Source organism: Streptomyces sp. CLCI03, assembly GCF_053615355.1.
The window spans coordinates 5263871-5277108 of record NZ_CM132132.1; the positions used below are offsets into that span (position 1 = coordinate 5263871).

Consider the following 13238-nt stretch of genomic DNA (forward strand, 5'->3'; position numbering starts at 1 on the left):
GGCCCGAAGGGGAAGACTGTGTCGATTGCCGTTCCCGCATCCTCCGCTCCTGATTCCACTCCTGCGTCCGCGCTCGCTCCCGCACCCGCCGCCGCTGCTGTTCCTGCCGCTACTCCTGCCGTGGTTCCCGCCGTACCGCTCGAACCTCCCGTCGCGGTACGGGGCTCCGCGCGCCGGCCGGTGGCGGTGGCCCTGCTGGCCGCGGCCCTCGCCACCGCGCCGGCGGCGCGGGCCGCCGCCGACTCCGGTCCGGTGGCGCCCAGGTCACCCGAGGGCGCGAGCGCCGTGCTGGACGGGCTGAAGACGTTCGGGCAGGCGGTCCTGCGGTCCGGGGACGGCTCCGTCCGGCAGATCCCGGCCGGGCTCTACGAGATGCGGGTCGACGGCGGCGGGATGCTGCAGACCTACGGGGTCGGCTTGACGGGCAACGCCCAGCCGCAGGCCCGGTACACCGAGAGCGGCTGGAGCGGCAGCCCGCTCGCCGGGAACCGGGAGGCGGGCCGGATCCGCTGGGTCCTGGAGCACTCCTACCCGCAGCACAACGATCTGGCCGGGCTCGCCAAGGCGGCCGGGGCCGGTGCCCTCACCGCGCAGAGCGCGGCCGCCGGGACCCAGGTGGCGATCTGGCGGCTGGCGGAGGGGGCGCAGGTCGAGGCCGCCGACCCGGCGGCCGAGAAGCTGGCCGACTATCTGCAGCGGGCCGCGGGGCAGCTGCCGGAGCCGCCGGCCTCGCTCGGGCTGGACCCGGGCGACGTGTCGGGGGCGGTGGGCAGCCGGCTCGGCCCGGTGACCGTGCGGACCGGAGCGCCGAGCGTGTCGGTCATCCCGGACGCGGCGGCCGTCGCGATGGGGGTGCGGGTGGTGGACGCCGACGGGCAGCCGCTCACCACCGCGGTCAACGGGAGCCGGCTGTACTTCGAGGTGCCCGCGGGCACCCCCGACGGGACGGCCTCGGTCACCGTCCAGGGCGCGACCAAGGTGCCGGTCGGGCGGGTCTTCACCGGCGAGCTGCCGGCCCACGCCCAGATCGTGGCCGGCTCCAGCGAGTCCGCGGCCGCCGCCACGGCCACGGCGGTGTGGCCGCAGCCCCCGGCGACGGCGGTGGGCGACGCCTCGGGCGACGCCGTGGGGACCGGTGCCGGCTCGGCCCCCGAGGCGCTGGGCTCCCAGTCCGCGGCCCTCACCACGACCTCCCCGGACGAGGAGCGGCTGGCCACCAGCGGCAGCTCGGCGGCCACCCCGGTCATCGCCTCCCTGGCGGTGGGCCTGGTGGTCCTGGGCGGCCTGGTGGTGCTGTTGCTCCGCAAGCGCCCGCTGGACGAGGAGGACACCCCCTAGAGCTGTGGGATGCCCCGCCCGTCCAGGCCCTTCCGCGCCCGCCCGTCCACGGACCCCGGCTCGGACGGATGGGCGTGATGGGCCGGGTGGCCGCGTCGGCCGATTCGGATCCGCCACCCGGGGTAAGGGCAGAAGATGGCTGATCAAGAACTGACCTGGTCCGGCGCTTTCGCCCGGTGGGACCGTCGGCTGTTCGACGCGGTGGCCCGGCGACACTGGCCCGGGGCCGACCGCGTACTGCCCCGGCTCGGCAGGGCCGCGAACCACGGCGTGCTGTGGGGCGGGGCCGCCGCGGCGATCGCCGTCTTCGGGTCGGCCGGCGCCCGCAAGGCCGCCGTGCGCGGGGTCGCCTCGCTGGCGCTGGCCTCCGCGACCATCAACACCGTCGGCAAGTGGTCCGTACGCCGGCCGCGACCGCGGCTGGAAGGCGTCCCCCTGACCCGGCAGCTGGCCACGCAGCCGCAGACCACCTCCTTCCCGTCCGGGCACTCCGCCTCGGCCTTCGCCTTCGCCACCGGTGTGGCGCTCGCGTCCCCGGGCTGGGGGGCCGTACTGGCCCCGGTCGCCGCGTCCGTGGCGTTCTCCCGCGTCTACACCGGGGTGCACTATCCCTCCGACGTGCTCGTGGGCGCGTCACTGGGAGTGGCCTCCGGGTTCGTCGTACGCCGCCTCGCCCGGGACGCGCAGGAAGCCCGGGTCGTACCGGGCGACGAGCGGCCGGCCGACAGGGCCCCCGCGCTGCCCGACGGGGCCGGTCTCGTCGTGGTGGTGAACACCGGGTCCGGGACGGCCGCGGTCGCGGGGCTCGACGTACTGCGCACCCGCCTGCCCGAGGCCGAAGTGATCGAGTGCGAGGGCCCGGAACTGCCCGCCACTCTCGCGAAGGCCGCCTCGCGGGCCACCGTGCTCGGCGTCTGCGGCGGCGACGGCACGATCAACGCGGCCGCCACCGCCGCCCTGCGGGCCGGGGTGCCGCTGGCCGTGTTCCCCGGAGGCACCCTCAACCACTTCGCGATGGACCTCGGCCTCGCCGGGACCGAGGACACCTGCCAGGCCCTGGCCGACGGGCAGGCCGTCCGCGTCGGGGTGGGCCGCTTCTCCCCGGGGCCCGACGGCGAGAGCGGCTACTTCCTGAACAACTTCAGCATCGGCGCCTATCCGGAGCTGCTGGGCCACCGGCTGCGCTGGGGCCCGCGCATCGGCGGCGGCCCGGCCGCGCTGCTGGCGGCCTGGCGGGTGCTGCGCGCCCAGCGGCCCGTGCGGCTGCGGCTGGCCGGACGGCCGCGCAGCGTGTGGCTGCTCTTCGCGGGCAACGGCACCTACCACGGCACCGGCCCCACCCCCCGACGCCGCGACAACCTCGGCGAGGGCCTGCTCGACCTCCGGCTCGTCCACGGTGGCGGCCGACCCGGCCCCCGGCTGCTGGCGGCCGCCTTCACCGGCCCGCTGAGCCGGTCCCCCGTCCACGTCGCCACCCGACTGCGCAGCCTGCGCATCGGGGACATCCCGGCGGGCACCCCGCTCGCCTACGACGGCGAGCACGCCGAGGCACCCACCGCGCTCGTCCTCGACGGACTGCCCGACGCGCTGACCGTCTACCGCCCCCGCTGACCGTCGACCGTCGACCCGCGAGGATGCGCGGGTCAAGCGTCGGCCGGTCCCGGATCCACCCCCAGGTCGGCCCGCATGATGCCGCGCATGTCCTTCCACCGGTCCCCCAGCCGCAGCAGCAAGGTCTGTATCTCCTCGAACGACCAGCCGGGCTGCGGGTCGCCGTCCGCCAGCAGCAGTGTCCGGCTGTACGCACCGGCCAGCGTCACCGTCATCGCGTCGAGCTCCCGCAGCACGGCATCCGAGGCGACCATCTGGGCCTCGGCGAAGGCGGTGTGCATGGAGTGCCGTGTCTCCTCCAGATCGGCCCGCGCCGACGCGGTGACCTCCGCCTTGTGGACGAGCCACAGGTACTTCATGAGCTCGATGCGGTGGCGGCGGTAGCCGGAGTTCGCGGTGACGTAGCAGGCGCGCCGCTTCTCCACCTCCGCCACGCGCTGCTCCCGTATCCACTGGGCGTCGGCCGCCCGCTGCTGCCGTTCGAACTGCTCCGCCTGAATACGGGCCAGCATGCGTGGCGACAGCACGGAGGCTATGAGGGTGCCGGCGACACCCACCACGGCCACCGCCAACGCGATCAGCGTGTTTCCCACCGAATCCCCCCGAGCGTCTCTGTCCGTCCGTCCTGCCAGGGGCATCCTGCCCCGGGGCGAGCCGCGGTCACCTCCGGTCAGGCGGTCCTGCGGGGGGCGGGGGTCTTGCGTGTCCGTACGCCGGTGACGACGAGCGCCAGCCCCACGGCGACGACGCCGAGGTACGCGGCGGACGGAAGGTCGACGACCTTGTGCAGCCAGCCCCACTCCGTACCGAAGAAGGTCTGCGAGGCGAAGCTGACGAGCCCCTGGGCTCCTACGACGTAGCCGATGCTTTCGAGGGTGTATCCGATGGTTGTTCGCACGGATCAACCCTCTCGCGATGGTGCCGCGAGAGCGTCGTCCGCAAGATCGAGAGCACGGTAGGCCGAAGGATGCAGTCCCGTCCCGGCCGTCCCCGGCTACCGATGGCCGGGGCCGTCGTCCATCTCATCGGACCCCTTGAAGACGCTGTCGACCGCCCTCCGGGTCCGCCCCTACCAGGCCGGGCGCGGGTCCCGCAGTTCCTCCGGAGTCTGCTCGGGCAGCCGCGCCCCGACGTCCGTCCGCCACAAATAGCCGGGGTGGGGCACGTACTCCCGCGTGGGCGGGGCCGGATCGTGGAAGCGCTCGGTGCCTGGCAGCCGCAGCTCCACCAGCTTCCCGTCGCGGAACATCCACAGCCCGAAGCAGTCGTCCTCCTCGTCGTGGAGCATGACCTGCACGCACTCCGGGCGGTTCCACGGCAGCGCCTCCAGATCCTTCAGGATCCCGGTGCGCTGCCTCTCCCGGATGAACTCCAGGTACCACCCGCCGACGAACCAGTCCGGTATCGGCTCGAACCGGCCGAACCATGTACGCGACTCGTCGTACCGCGTCAGCGGCTCCATCACCTCGTCCTCGTACCGGGCCAGCACGAGGACCTGCGCCATTCTGCTCATGGCCGTATGTGACCGGAGGTGGCCCCTGCCGGGCAAGTGGATTCCCCGGAGGTGGCCGCCAGGGCCCGTCACCTGCGCGAACGGGACCGGGAGCGGCTGCGGCCGGGACGTTCCTGGGCTGCAGGAGGGGCCCAGGGGCGGCCAGGAACGACCGAGGACGGCCACGACCGTCACGTCCCCTCCGGCCGCGCCCCAGCTCAGGGGCCGGCCCCTACGCGTTTCCCCCGGGGTATGGACGCCTGGCAAGATGGGGTGTATCTGCCCACCATCGATCTGCCGGACGGTTTCTCTTGGCTGAGTTCATCTACACCATGCGCAAGACGCGCAAGGCGCACGGCGACAAGGTGATTCTTGATGACGTCTCCTTGAACTTCCTGCCCGGCGCGAAGATCGGTGTGGTCGGCCCCAACGGCGCCGGTAAGTCCACCGTTCTGAAGATCATGGCGGGCCTGGAGCAGCCGTCCAACGGTGACGCGTTCCTGTCGCCCGGCTTCACCGTCGGCATCCTCATGCAGGAGCCCAAGCTCGACGAGTCGAAGACGGTCCTGGAGAACGTCCAGGACGGCGCCGCCGACACCATGAAGAAGCTCAAGCGCTTCAACGAGGTCGCCGAGCTCATGGGCGTCGAGTACACCGACGCCCTCATGGACGAGATGGGCAAGCTCCAGGAAGACCTGGACCACGCCAACGCGTGGGACCTGGACGCCCAGCTGGAGCAGGCCATGGACGCCCTGGGCTGCCCGCCCGGCGACTGGCCGGTCACCACCCTCTCCGGTGGCGAGAAGCGCCGCGTGGCGCTCTGCAAGCTGCTGATCGAGGCCCCGGACCTGCTCCTCCTCGACGAGCCCACCAACCACCTCGACGCCGAGTCGGTGAACTGGCTGGAGCAGCACCTCTCGCAGTACAAGGGCGCCGTCGTGGCCGTCACCCACGACCGGTACTTCCTCAACAACGTCGCCGAGTGGATCCTTGAGCTCGACCGCGGCCGCGCGCACCCCTACGAGGGCAACTACTCCACCTACCTGGAGAAGAAGGCCACCCGCCTCAAGGTCGAGGGCCGCAAGGACGAGAAGCGCCAGAAGCGCCTCAAGGAAGAGCTGGAGTGGGTCCGCTCCAACGCCAAGGGCCGCCAGACCAAGTCCAAGGCACGCCTCGCCCGCTACGAGGAGATGGCAGCCGAGGCGGACAAGATGCGGAAGCTGGACTTCGAGGAGATCCAGATCCCGCCGGGCCCGCGTCTGGGTTCGATCGTGGTCGAGGTCAACAACCTCTCCAAGGCGTTCGGTGACAAGGTCCTCATCGACGACCTGTCCTTCACGCTGCCGCGCAACGGCATCGTCGGCATCATCGGCCCGAACGGCGCCGGCAAGACCACGCTCTTCAAGATGATCCAGGGCCTGGAGACGCCGGACTCCGGCGCCATCAAGGTCGGCGAGACCGTCAAGATCAGCTACGTCGACCAGTCCCGCGCCAACATCGACCCCAAGAAGACCCTCTGGGCGGTCGTGTCGGACGAGCTGGACTACATCAACGTGGGCCAGGTCGAGATGCCGTCCCGCGCGTACGTCAGCGCCTTCGGCTTCAAGGGCCCGGACCAGCAGAAGCCGGCCGGCGTCCTGTCCGGTGGTGAGCGCAACCGCCTCAACCTGGCGCTGACCCTCAAGGAGGGCGGCAACCTGCTGCTCCTCGACGAGCCCACCAACGACCTCGACGTCGAGACCCTGTCCTCGCTCGAGAACGCGCTGCTGGAGTTCCCCGGTGCGGCCGTGGTCATCTCCCACGACCGCTGGTTCCTCGACCGAGTCGCCACGCACATCCTGGCGTACGAGGGCGAGTCCAAGTGGTACTGGTTCGAGGGCAACTTCGAGTCGTACGAGAAGAACAAGATCGAGCGTCTCGGTCCGGACGCGGCTCGTCCGCACCGTGCCACCTACAAGAAGCTCACGCGAGGCTGAGGTCGCCGTCATGGCCAGACACCACTACCGGTGCCCCCTGCGCTGGGCGGACATGGATGCCTTCGGGCACGTCAACAACGTCGTCTTCCTCCGTTACCTGGAGGAGGCGCGGATCGACTTCATGTTCCGTCTGGCACCGGGGGAGGGCAGTGAGTCCTTCACGGGCGGGTCCGTCGTGGCCCGCCACGAGATCGACTACAAGCTGCCCCTCGTGCACCGTCACGAGCCGGTCCTCATCGAGTCCTGGGTGACCCGGATAGGCGCCGCGTCCCTGACCATCCGCTACGAGGTCAAGGACGAGGCGACCGAGGACGCGCCCGAGACGGTCTACGTGCGCGCCGAGACCGTGGTCGTGCCCTACAACCTCGCCGAGGGGCGGCCCCGCCGCATCACGGCCGAGGAGAGGCACTTCCTGGAGGAGTACCTCGACGAGCCCGTGAAGGCGTCCTCGACCGGATCCCTCGCGGCATGACCGACCAGCTGCGCTTCGCCGATTCCGGGGAGGCGGCGGACCTCGCCGCCTTCCTGGGCCGGCTGGTGCACTACGACCGCGCCGCCGCCGTACGCCTCCAGGCGGGCGGCGGCGCGCTCGCCGTCTTCGGACGGCCGCCGTCCTTCGACATCCTCGCCATCCGCACGGTGCGGCTCGCCGTGCCCGTCGCGATGCCGCTGGACCTGACGGTGTCCGCCGGTGAGCTGCTGGAGTCCGTGGACGAGACCTCGGCCGAGGCCACCGTGCCCGGTCCGGTCACCGGGCCCCCGTGGGCCGGGGTACTGCCGCCCCGAGGCGGCTGGCGGCAGGTCCCGGGGCTGCCCGGCCCCGAAGAGATGGCAGCGGCCGTGGCCGCCGCCGTCGCCGAGTTCCGCGCCCGGGACGAGGCCCTGCCCGTGCAGCACCGGACCCGGTCCGAGCGCGACCGCATCGGCCGCGAGATCTGGTCCCGCACCCTGGGCGACACCGAACTCCCGCTGCGCGCCGTGCACGCCGCGCAGTCCCTGGGTTTCCTGCGGCCGGTACGGGCCGCCGTGCCCGCCCCCGCACCCCTACCCGACGCCCCCGCCCCCGTGGCGCTGCTCGCGGCCGGGACCTGGCTGCGGCTGCGCACCCCGTACGGATCCGTCGCCATGCGCCGCCCCGGCGTCACCGGCGGCCTGGGCGCCCTCCAGGTCCGGCCGGTCTGATCCCCCGGGAGTCCGTCAACCCGCCGTGTTGATCATCGAGGCGGCGGCGTACGTCAGGTACTTCCACAGCTGCGCCTCGTGCTCCGGCGCCAGGCCCAGCTCGTCCAACGCGACCCGCATGTGCCGCAGCCACGCGTCGTGGGCGGCCGCGTCCACCTGGAACGGCGCGTGCCGCATCCGCAGGCGCGGGTGGCCGCGGTGCCGGCTGTAGGTGGTCGGACCGCCCCAGTACTGCATCAGGAACAGCGCGAACCGCTCCTCGGCGGGGCCCAGGTCCTCCTCCGGGTACATCGGGCGCAGCAGCGGGTCCTCCGCGACCCCCTCGTAGAAGCGCCGGACGAGGCGGCGGAAGGTGTCCTCGCCGCCCACCTGCTCGTAGAAGGTCTGCTCCTGAACCGTGCCGTGCGGAATCTCATTCACCCGACCATCGTCTCAGACGCGCGGATCCAGGACCGAGGTCCTAGGACCGCCCCCCCGAGGCCCCCAAGCCCCCAAGCCCCCAGCGCCCCCTGAGCCCCGCTGAGCCCCGCTGAGCCCCACGCATCCCTCGCGTTCGCACGCGGCGGCCCGCCGCAGGACAGTGGAGGCATGGCCGCACACACCGCGCACACCGAGACACGGGACCTGCGGGAGACCGCGCACGCCGCCCAGGTGCGGGAGCTGACCGCCGCCGGGGTGCTGGAGGATCCGCGCTGGCGGGCGGCCTTCGCGGCCGTGCCCCGGCACGTGTTCGTCCCGTACTTCTGGACCGGCCGCGGCGCCGGTCACGAGCGGCTCTGGGCGCAGGACCCCGACCCCGAACGCCGGGCCCGCTGGCTGCGCGGGGTCTACGTCGACACCCCGCTGGCGACGCGGATGCGCGACGGCCTGCAGGTCTCCTCCAGCAGCCAGCCCTCCCTCATGGCGAAGATGCTGGCCGCCCTGGACGTACGCGACGGCGACGACGTCCTGGAGATCGGCGCGGGCACCGGCTACAACGCGGCCCTGCTGTGCCACCGGCTCGGCGAGGACCACGTCACCAGCGTGGACCTGGACGAGGAGATCACCGAGTCCGCGCGGGCCCACCTGGCCGAGCTCGGGTACCGGCCGGTGGTGGTCACCGGGGACGGGGCGCGCGGCTGCCCCGCCCGGGCCCCGTTCGACCGGATCATCGTGACCTGCACGCTCCCGCTGATCCCGCACGCCTGGCTCGGCCAGTGCCGGCCCGGGGCGCGGATCCTGGCGCCGCTCTCGACGGGGCTGATCGCGCTGACCGTCCGGGACGCCGGTTTCGCCGAGGGCAACTTCCTGCACACCTCGGCCTATTTCGTCCCGCTGCGCGGGGCCACGGCCGCCCCACCGCCCGACCCGGCCGGCTTCGGGTACGGGCTTCCGTACGAGCTGGTGGAGAACGAGCGCTTCCAGTTCATGCTCGTCCTGACCGCGGGCGTACTGCACCCCCGCGAGGCCCTGGACCTGTGGCGCCGCGAGGGCCGCCCGGCCAGGGAACGCTTCGGGGTGTCGGTGAGCGCGGACGGCCAGTGGTCGTGGCTCGACGATCCCCAGGGGCCGTACGTGTGGCCCCTGGGGGAGGGGTGAACCGAGGGCCGGATCAGCCGCGGCGGATCGTGATCGTCGTCCAGGCGCCCACGTGGACCCGGTCGCCGTCGGCGAGGGGGATCGGGACGTAGGGCTGGATCGGCTCCTCGCCACCGTTGATGGTGGTGCCGTTGGTGGAGTTCTGGTCCACCACCGCCCAGCTGAGGTCGGGCTGCTGGACGAGCACCGCGTGCTGGTGGGAGACGCCCGGGTCCTCCGGGGGCACCGACAGGTCGATGTCGGGGGACTCGCCCGTGGAGGCGCGGCGACGGCCGATGGTGATCTGCCCGCCGGACAGCGGAAGATGCTGCTCCGGGGAGTAGGCGGGCAGGTTGAGCCCGGCGGCCTCGGGGCCGCTGCGCTGCATCATCGCCATGAAGTACGAGCGGTCGGGAGCGATCGTCGCGCTCCAGGCGCCCCCGCCCTGCGGCGGGAAGGGCTGGTGCTGCGGCGGAGGCTGCTGCTGGTACTGCTGCTGGGGCGGCGGTCCCTGCTGCTGGTACTCCTGCTGGTACTCCCGCTGCTGCGGCGGCGGGGGCTGCTGCTGGTACCGGGACTGCGGAGCCTGCTGGTACTCCGGCGGCTCGTTCGCGGGCGGCGGCAGCAGCCAGTCGTCCTCGCGCTGGAGCGGCTCGGCCGGCCGGTTGACCCGCGACGGCCGCGAACCCTGGTACTCGAAGTGGTCCTGGGAGTAGGTCCCCGGAGCGGGCACGGGCGGCGGAGGCGTACCGCGCCCGCCGGCGCCGGCGCCTCCGCCTGCGCCCGTCGCCTGGGGGCCCGGGTCCGGGACCGGCGGCGCGTACGAAGTCGGCGTACGGGTGAGGTAGTTGTAGCGGCATTCCTCGCAGAACGGCGCCATGGCCTCGCGCGGGGTCCGGCACTGCGGGCAGAGCTCGGCCTGGGCGGTCGGTTCACCGGCGGTCGGGGGGAAGCCGTAGCCGTAGGAGGGCACCGGAGGCGGACCCTCCGAGGCAGCCATGCGATGGCCGCAGACCTCGCACCAGTCGTCGGAAGCGGACTGGTGCCCGTTCGGGCAGGTCGGCATGGCGGCGCTTCCCCCTTCTTCTCCCTGCGTCATCACGTCAGGTCTCAGGTCTTCTTCACTCGGACGGTCTGCGTCGAACGCGTGTCGAGAGTCATCTCGTCGGCGTCGGCGACCTTCGCTTTCAGCCGCACAGTACCCGCCACCGCGTCCACCACATCCACCACCTTCGCCAGGAGTCGTGCTGTGTCGGCGTTTCCGGAAGAACTCGCCAGTTGTACCGCACGCCCCAGCTTGGCCGTGGCACCACCGACATCGCCCATTTTGCGGGCTTCCAGGCCCTGCTGGATAGCCTCCGCCAGCTCCGCCTGCCCGGTGTAGTGGGCGACCTGCGCGTTGATGGCGGTGGACGCCGCCAGATCGTCGGTCCACACCGCGCGCACCAGGCCCTGGGCCAGGACGGTCGGCTTCTCCTCCGGCCCGCCCGCCGTGGACGGCAGCACGAGCGTGGCGCGGGCGGCGAGCATCTCCTGACCCACGGTGGCCGTGGGGACGCGGACGCACACGTGGTACTCGCGGGACTCGTCGCCCCACGACCCGGTCGGGTAGTCACCGGCGCGCGGGCCCGCCTCGGTGCGGCGGTCGGTCAGGTCCTGGAGGACGGGAGCCACCTGCTTGACGTACTGGATCTCCACCCCGACCGGGGTCCAGACGCGCAACGCGACGTCCGCGACCTCCTTGCCCATGACGTTCTCCATCATGCGCGTGAAGTCCTCGGCGAGGTGGGCCGGGTCGGCCACGATGTCGGCGGAGCCGAGCAGCGCGTTCGCGATCCCGGTGACCTCCTTGACGTCCCAGTCGGTGCCCACCCCGCGGGCGTCGCAGGTGAAGCGACCCGCGCAGGCGTCGAGGGTGGCGCGGAGCACGGCCGGCTCCTCGTGCTCGTTGCGGCCGTCGGTGAGCAGGACACCGTGCCGGATGGCGGCGGTGGAGCCGCGCAGCAGGCCGTCGGCGAGGCGCAGCCAGGTGCCGATGGCGGTGCCGCCGCCGGCGCTCAGCCCGCGCAGGGCCTCCTTGGCCTGGGCGCGGGTGGTGGCGTCCGCGATCGCGAGGCGGCCCTGGCCCGGGTAGACCTCCTTGGCCACGTGCGTACCGGCGATCACGGCGAAGGAGGTGCCGTCGCGCAGGGTGTCGACGGCGGCCGCCGTGGCCTCCCGGGCCCCGCGCATCTTCTCCGGCGGGTACTCCATGGACCCCGAGCAGTCGACCATGAGGACCACGGCCGCCGTGCCGTCGGTGACGGGTGCGCGTGTCGCGGTGGCACCGCCGGTGGCGGTGACCGTGACGATCGCGTGGACGTCCCGTCCGCCCTCGGGGAGAAACTCGTTCTGATACACCTCCACGCTGAACCTTGGGGCAATCGGCTTGGCGAAATTCGCCATCGGTTGGACTCCTAGGGGCTCGGGCAGGCGGGTCAGACCTGCGGGCGCGCTTCCACTTCCTATTCCGGTCCTGCCGCCGGGCCCGGCTCCGCATCCGGTCCCGGTTCCTGCTCGGGTTGCGTGGCGAACGGCACGACCGCCACGGTGACGTTGTCGTGGCCACCGCCGTCGAGTGCGTAGCCCACCAGTACCTGGGCGCTGTGCAGCGGGCGGGTCGCGGCGTCGGTGGGGAGCACCTGGGCCATCTCCCGCGCGGACTCCGCGTAGTTCCACAGCCCGTCGGTGCAGACCACCACCACCCCCGGGTGGTCGGGCTTGAAGGTCGCGGTGTGCGGTTCGAGGTCGTACGCGTCGGCCCCCAGCCAGCCGGTGATGGCGTGCGCGCGGACGTCCGCGTAGGCCTCGGCCTCGCCCATCAGACCGGCGGCGACCATCTGGGCGGCCCAGGAGTCGTCCTCGGTCAGCCGGCGGGGCAGGGCGGCACGGTCGTCGGGGATCCAGTAGGCACGGCTGTCGCCCACCCAGCCGATGGTCAGCAGGCCGCCGCTGACGACGGCGCCGACCAGGGTGCAGGCGGGGGCGTTCTGCGCGCCCGGGGTCTCCGGGGCCAGGGCGTTCACCGCGTCGGCGGCGGCCAGGATCGCCTCGTGCATGGCCTCCTGCGGGTGGGCGCCGCGGGGGAGGGCTTCGAGCAGCGCCTCGTTGGCGGCGACGGCGGCGGCGGCCGAGGCCTCGTCGGGGCGGCTGGCGGAGGAGACGCCGTCGCAGACGATGGCCACGGTGGCGGCGGAGCCGTCGGGCAGGGCGGTGGCCGCCACGGCGAACGAGTCCTCGTTGCGGTGGTGGCGCAGCCCCCGGTCGGTGACGGCGGCCACGCTCCCGAGCTCCTCCTCGATGTGGTCGCGCTCGCGGGGCTGCGCGTGCCCGCAGTGCTCGCAGTAGCCGTCGGTGTCGACGTGCCCGGCGCGGCAGGCGACGCAGGTCTTCCCGCCTTCCGGTGCCGGTGCCGGGGCCGGGTTCGCCTGCGGGGGCTGCGGGGCGCCGTACGCCGGTTCCTGGGCGGGCTCGGCGCCGTACGGGTTCTCGCCCGTGGGGTGCCCGGCCCCGTCGGGCGCGTCGCCGCCGCCGGGGAGGTCGTACCGGGCCCTCGGGGCGTCGCCCGCGGCGCCGTACGGGTGCTCCGCCGCGCCCCACGGGGTGCCTTCCGGCGGGGTGCCGGTGCCGTACGGGTTCCCGTGGCCGGAGGCCGCGTACGTGGCTCCGGTCGGGCCCTGCCGCGGCTCCGGTTCGGGCTCCGGTTCCGATTCCGGCGGGGCGACGGCCCAGTCGGCCGGGTCGCCGACCAGCGTCGGCGCGGCCGTGGTCACGCTGCCCCAGCCGGGGGCGGGCTCGGCGGCGGCGTGCGAGGCGCCGGGAGCCGGGCTGCCGTAACCGCCCGCGCCCGCCCCGGAGCCGGCCGGCCGGGCCGCGGACGCCGCGGGCGTCGGCGGTGCCGGTGGGATCGGGATGGTCGGATGGTCCACGGCGGCCGGGGGCGGAGCGCTCACGGCGTAGCCGCACACGCCGCAGAAACGGTCACCCTCCTCCAAGGGTTCCGCGCAGCTGGGGCAGCCCGACAGCCGATGCATCGACATCAC

The 13238-nt window shown here is 73.3% G+C and carries 13 protein-coding genes; 6 read left to right on the forward strand and 7 right to left on the reverse strand.

Annotated features, from left to right (window positions below; genetic code table 11):
* Nucleotides 1-120: 120 nt before the first annotated feature.
* Together ACWG52_RS24290 and ACWG52_RS24295 are read left to right on the forward strand one after the other, a co-directional pair.
* A complete protein-coding gene (locus ACWG52_RS24290; protein WP_390167230.1) occupies nucleotides 121-1338 on the forward strand; it encodes a thioester domain-containing protein in 1218 nt (405 codons plus the stop codon).
* Between the two features lie 135 nt (nucleotides 1339-1473).
* A complete protein-coding gene (locus ACWG52_RS24295; protein WP_453125909.1) occupies nucleotides 1474-2949 on the forward strand; it encodes a phosphatase PAP2 family protein in 1476 nt (491 codons plus the stop codon).
* 32 nt (nucleotides 2950-2981) lie between these two features.
* On the opposite strand, the gene ACWG52_RS24300 is transcribed toward ACWG52_RS24295, so the two are convergent.
* The 3 genes from ACWG52_RS24300 to ACWG52_RS24310 form a co-directional block, all read right to left on the reverse strand.
* On the reverse strand, nucleotides 2982-3542 hold the full coding sequence (locus tag ACWG52_RS24300; RefSeq protein ID WP_389811572.1) for a hypothetical protein: 561 nt from the start codon (nucleotides 3540-3542) through the stop codon (nucleotides 2982-2984).
* A 77-nt stretch (nucleotides 3543-3619) separates the two neighbouring features.
* Nucleotides 3620-3847 (reverse strand): hypothetical protein, encoded by a 228-nt coding sequence (locus tag ACWG52_RS24305; protein WP_389811575.1) that lies wholly within the window; start codon nucleotides 3845-3847, stop codon nucleotides 3620-3622.
* Between the two features lie 171 nt (nucleotides 3848-4018).
* Complete coding sequence (locus tag ACWG52_RS24310) at nucleotides 4019-4462, reverse strand: hypothetical protein (protein WP_389811578.1); 444 nt, start codon at nucleotides 4460-4462, stop codon at nucleotides 4019-4021.
* Nucleotides 4463-4752: 290 nt separating this feature from the next.
* Here ACWG52_RS24310 and ettA point away from each other — a divergent pair, with 290 nt between their 5' ends.
* From ettA to ACWG52_RS24325, 3 genes are read left to right on the forward strand one after another with little or no spacing between them, the layout of a single operon-like run.
* Entirely contained in the window at nucleotides 4753-6417 is a 1665-nt protein-coding gene (ettA, locus tag ACWG52_RS24315) for an energy-dependent translational throttle protein EttA (protein WP_078909513.1), read from the forward strand.
* Between the two features lie 10 nt (nucleotides 6418-6427).
* Nucleotides 6428-6889, forward strand: a complete 462-nt coding sequence (locus ACWG52_RS24320) for an acyl-CoA thioesterase (RefSeq protein ID WP_033223949.1) — start codon at nucleotides 6428-6430, stop codon at nucleotides 6887-6889.
* A complete protein-coding gene (locus ACWG52_RS24325) occupies nucleotides 6886-7599 on the forward strand; it encodes a hypothetical protein (protein WP_390140057.1) in 714 nt (237 codons plus the stop codon). Before ACWG52_RS24320 ends, ACWG52_RS24325 begins: the two co-directional genes overlap by 4 nt.
* A gap of 15 nt (nucleotides 7600-7614) precedes the next feature.
* Here ACWG52_RS24325 and ACWG52_RS24330 read toward each other — a convergent pair whose 3' ends face one another.
* Nucleotides 7615-8019 carry a globin gene (locus tag ACWG52_RS24330; protein WP_375939085.1) on the reverse strand — a complete coding sequence of 135 codons (405 nt, stop codon included), beginning with the start codon at nucleotides 8017-8019 and terminating at the stop codon, nucleotides 7615-7617.
* A 168-nt stretch (nucleotides 8020-8187) separates the two neighbouring features.
* Here ACWG52_RS24330 and ACWG52_RS24335 point away from each other — a divergent pair, with 168 nt between their 5' ends.
* Complete coding sequence (locus ACWG52_RS24335) at nucleotides 8188-9177, forward strand: methyltransferase domain-containing protein (protein WP_375939083.1); 990 nt, start codon at nucleotides 8188-8190, stop codon at nucleotides 9175-9177.
* 13 nt (nucleotides 9178-9190) lie between these two features.
* Here ACWG52_RS24335 and ACWG52_RS24340 read toward each other — a convergent pair whose 3' ends face one another.
* Genes ACWG52_RS24340 through ACWG52_RS24350 form a run of 3 tightly spaced genes read right to left on the reverse strand, consistent with a single transcriptional unit; the run spans nucleotide 9191 to nucleotide 13229 of the window.
* Nucleotides 9191-10222 carry an FHA domain-containing protein gene (locus tag ACWG52_RS24340; protein WP_389811587.1) on the reverse strand — a complete coding sequence of 344 codons (1032 nt, stop codon included), beginning with the start codon at nucleotides 10220-10222 and terminating at the stop codon, nucleotides 9191-9193.
* 44 nt (nucleotides 10223-10266) lie between these two features.
* Nucleotides 10267-11601 (reverse strand): VWA domain-containing protein, encoded by a 1335-nt coding sequence (locus ACWG52_RS24345; protein ID WP_389811590.1) that lies wholly within the window; start codon nucleotides 11599-11601, stop codon nucleotides 10267-10269.
* A gap of 59 nt (nucleotides 11602-11660) precedes the next feature.
* On the reverse strand, nucleotides 11661-13229 hold the full coding sequence (locus ACWG52_RS24350) for a protein phosphatase 2C domain-containing protein (protein ID WP_453129078.1): 1569 nt from the start codon (nucleotides 13227-13229) through the stop codon (nucleotides 11661-11663).
* Nucleotides 13230-13238 lie beyond the last annotated feature (9 nt).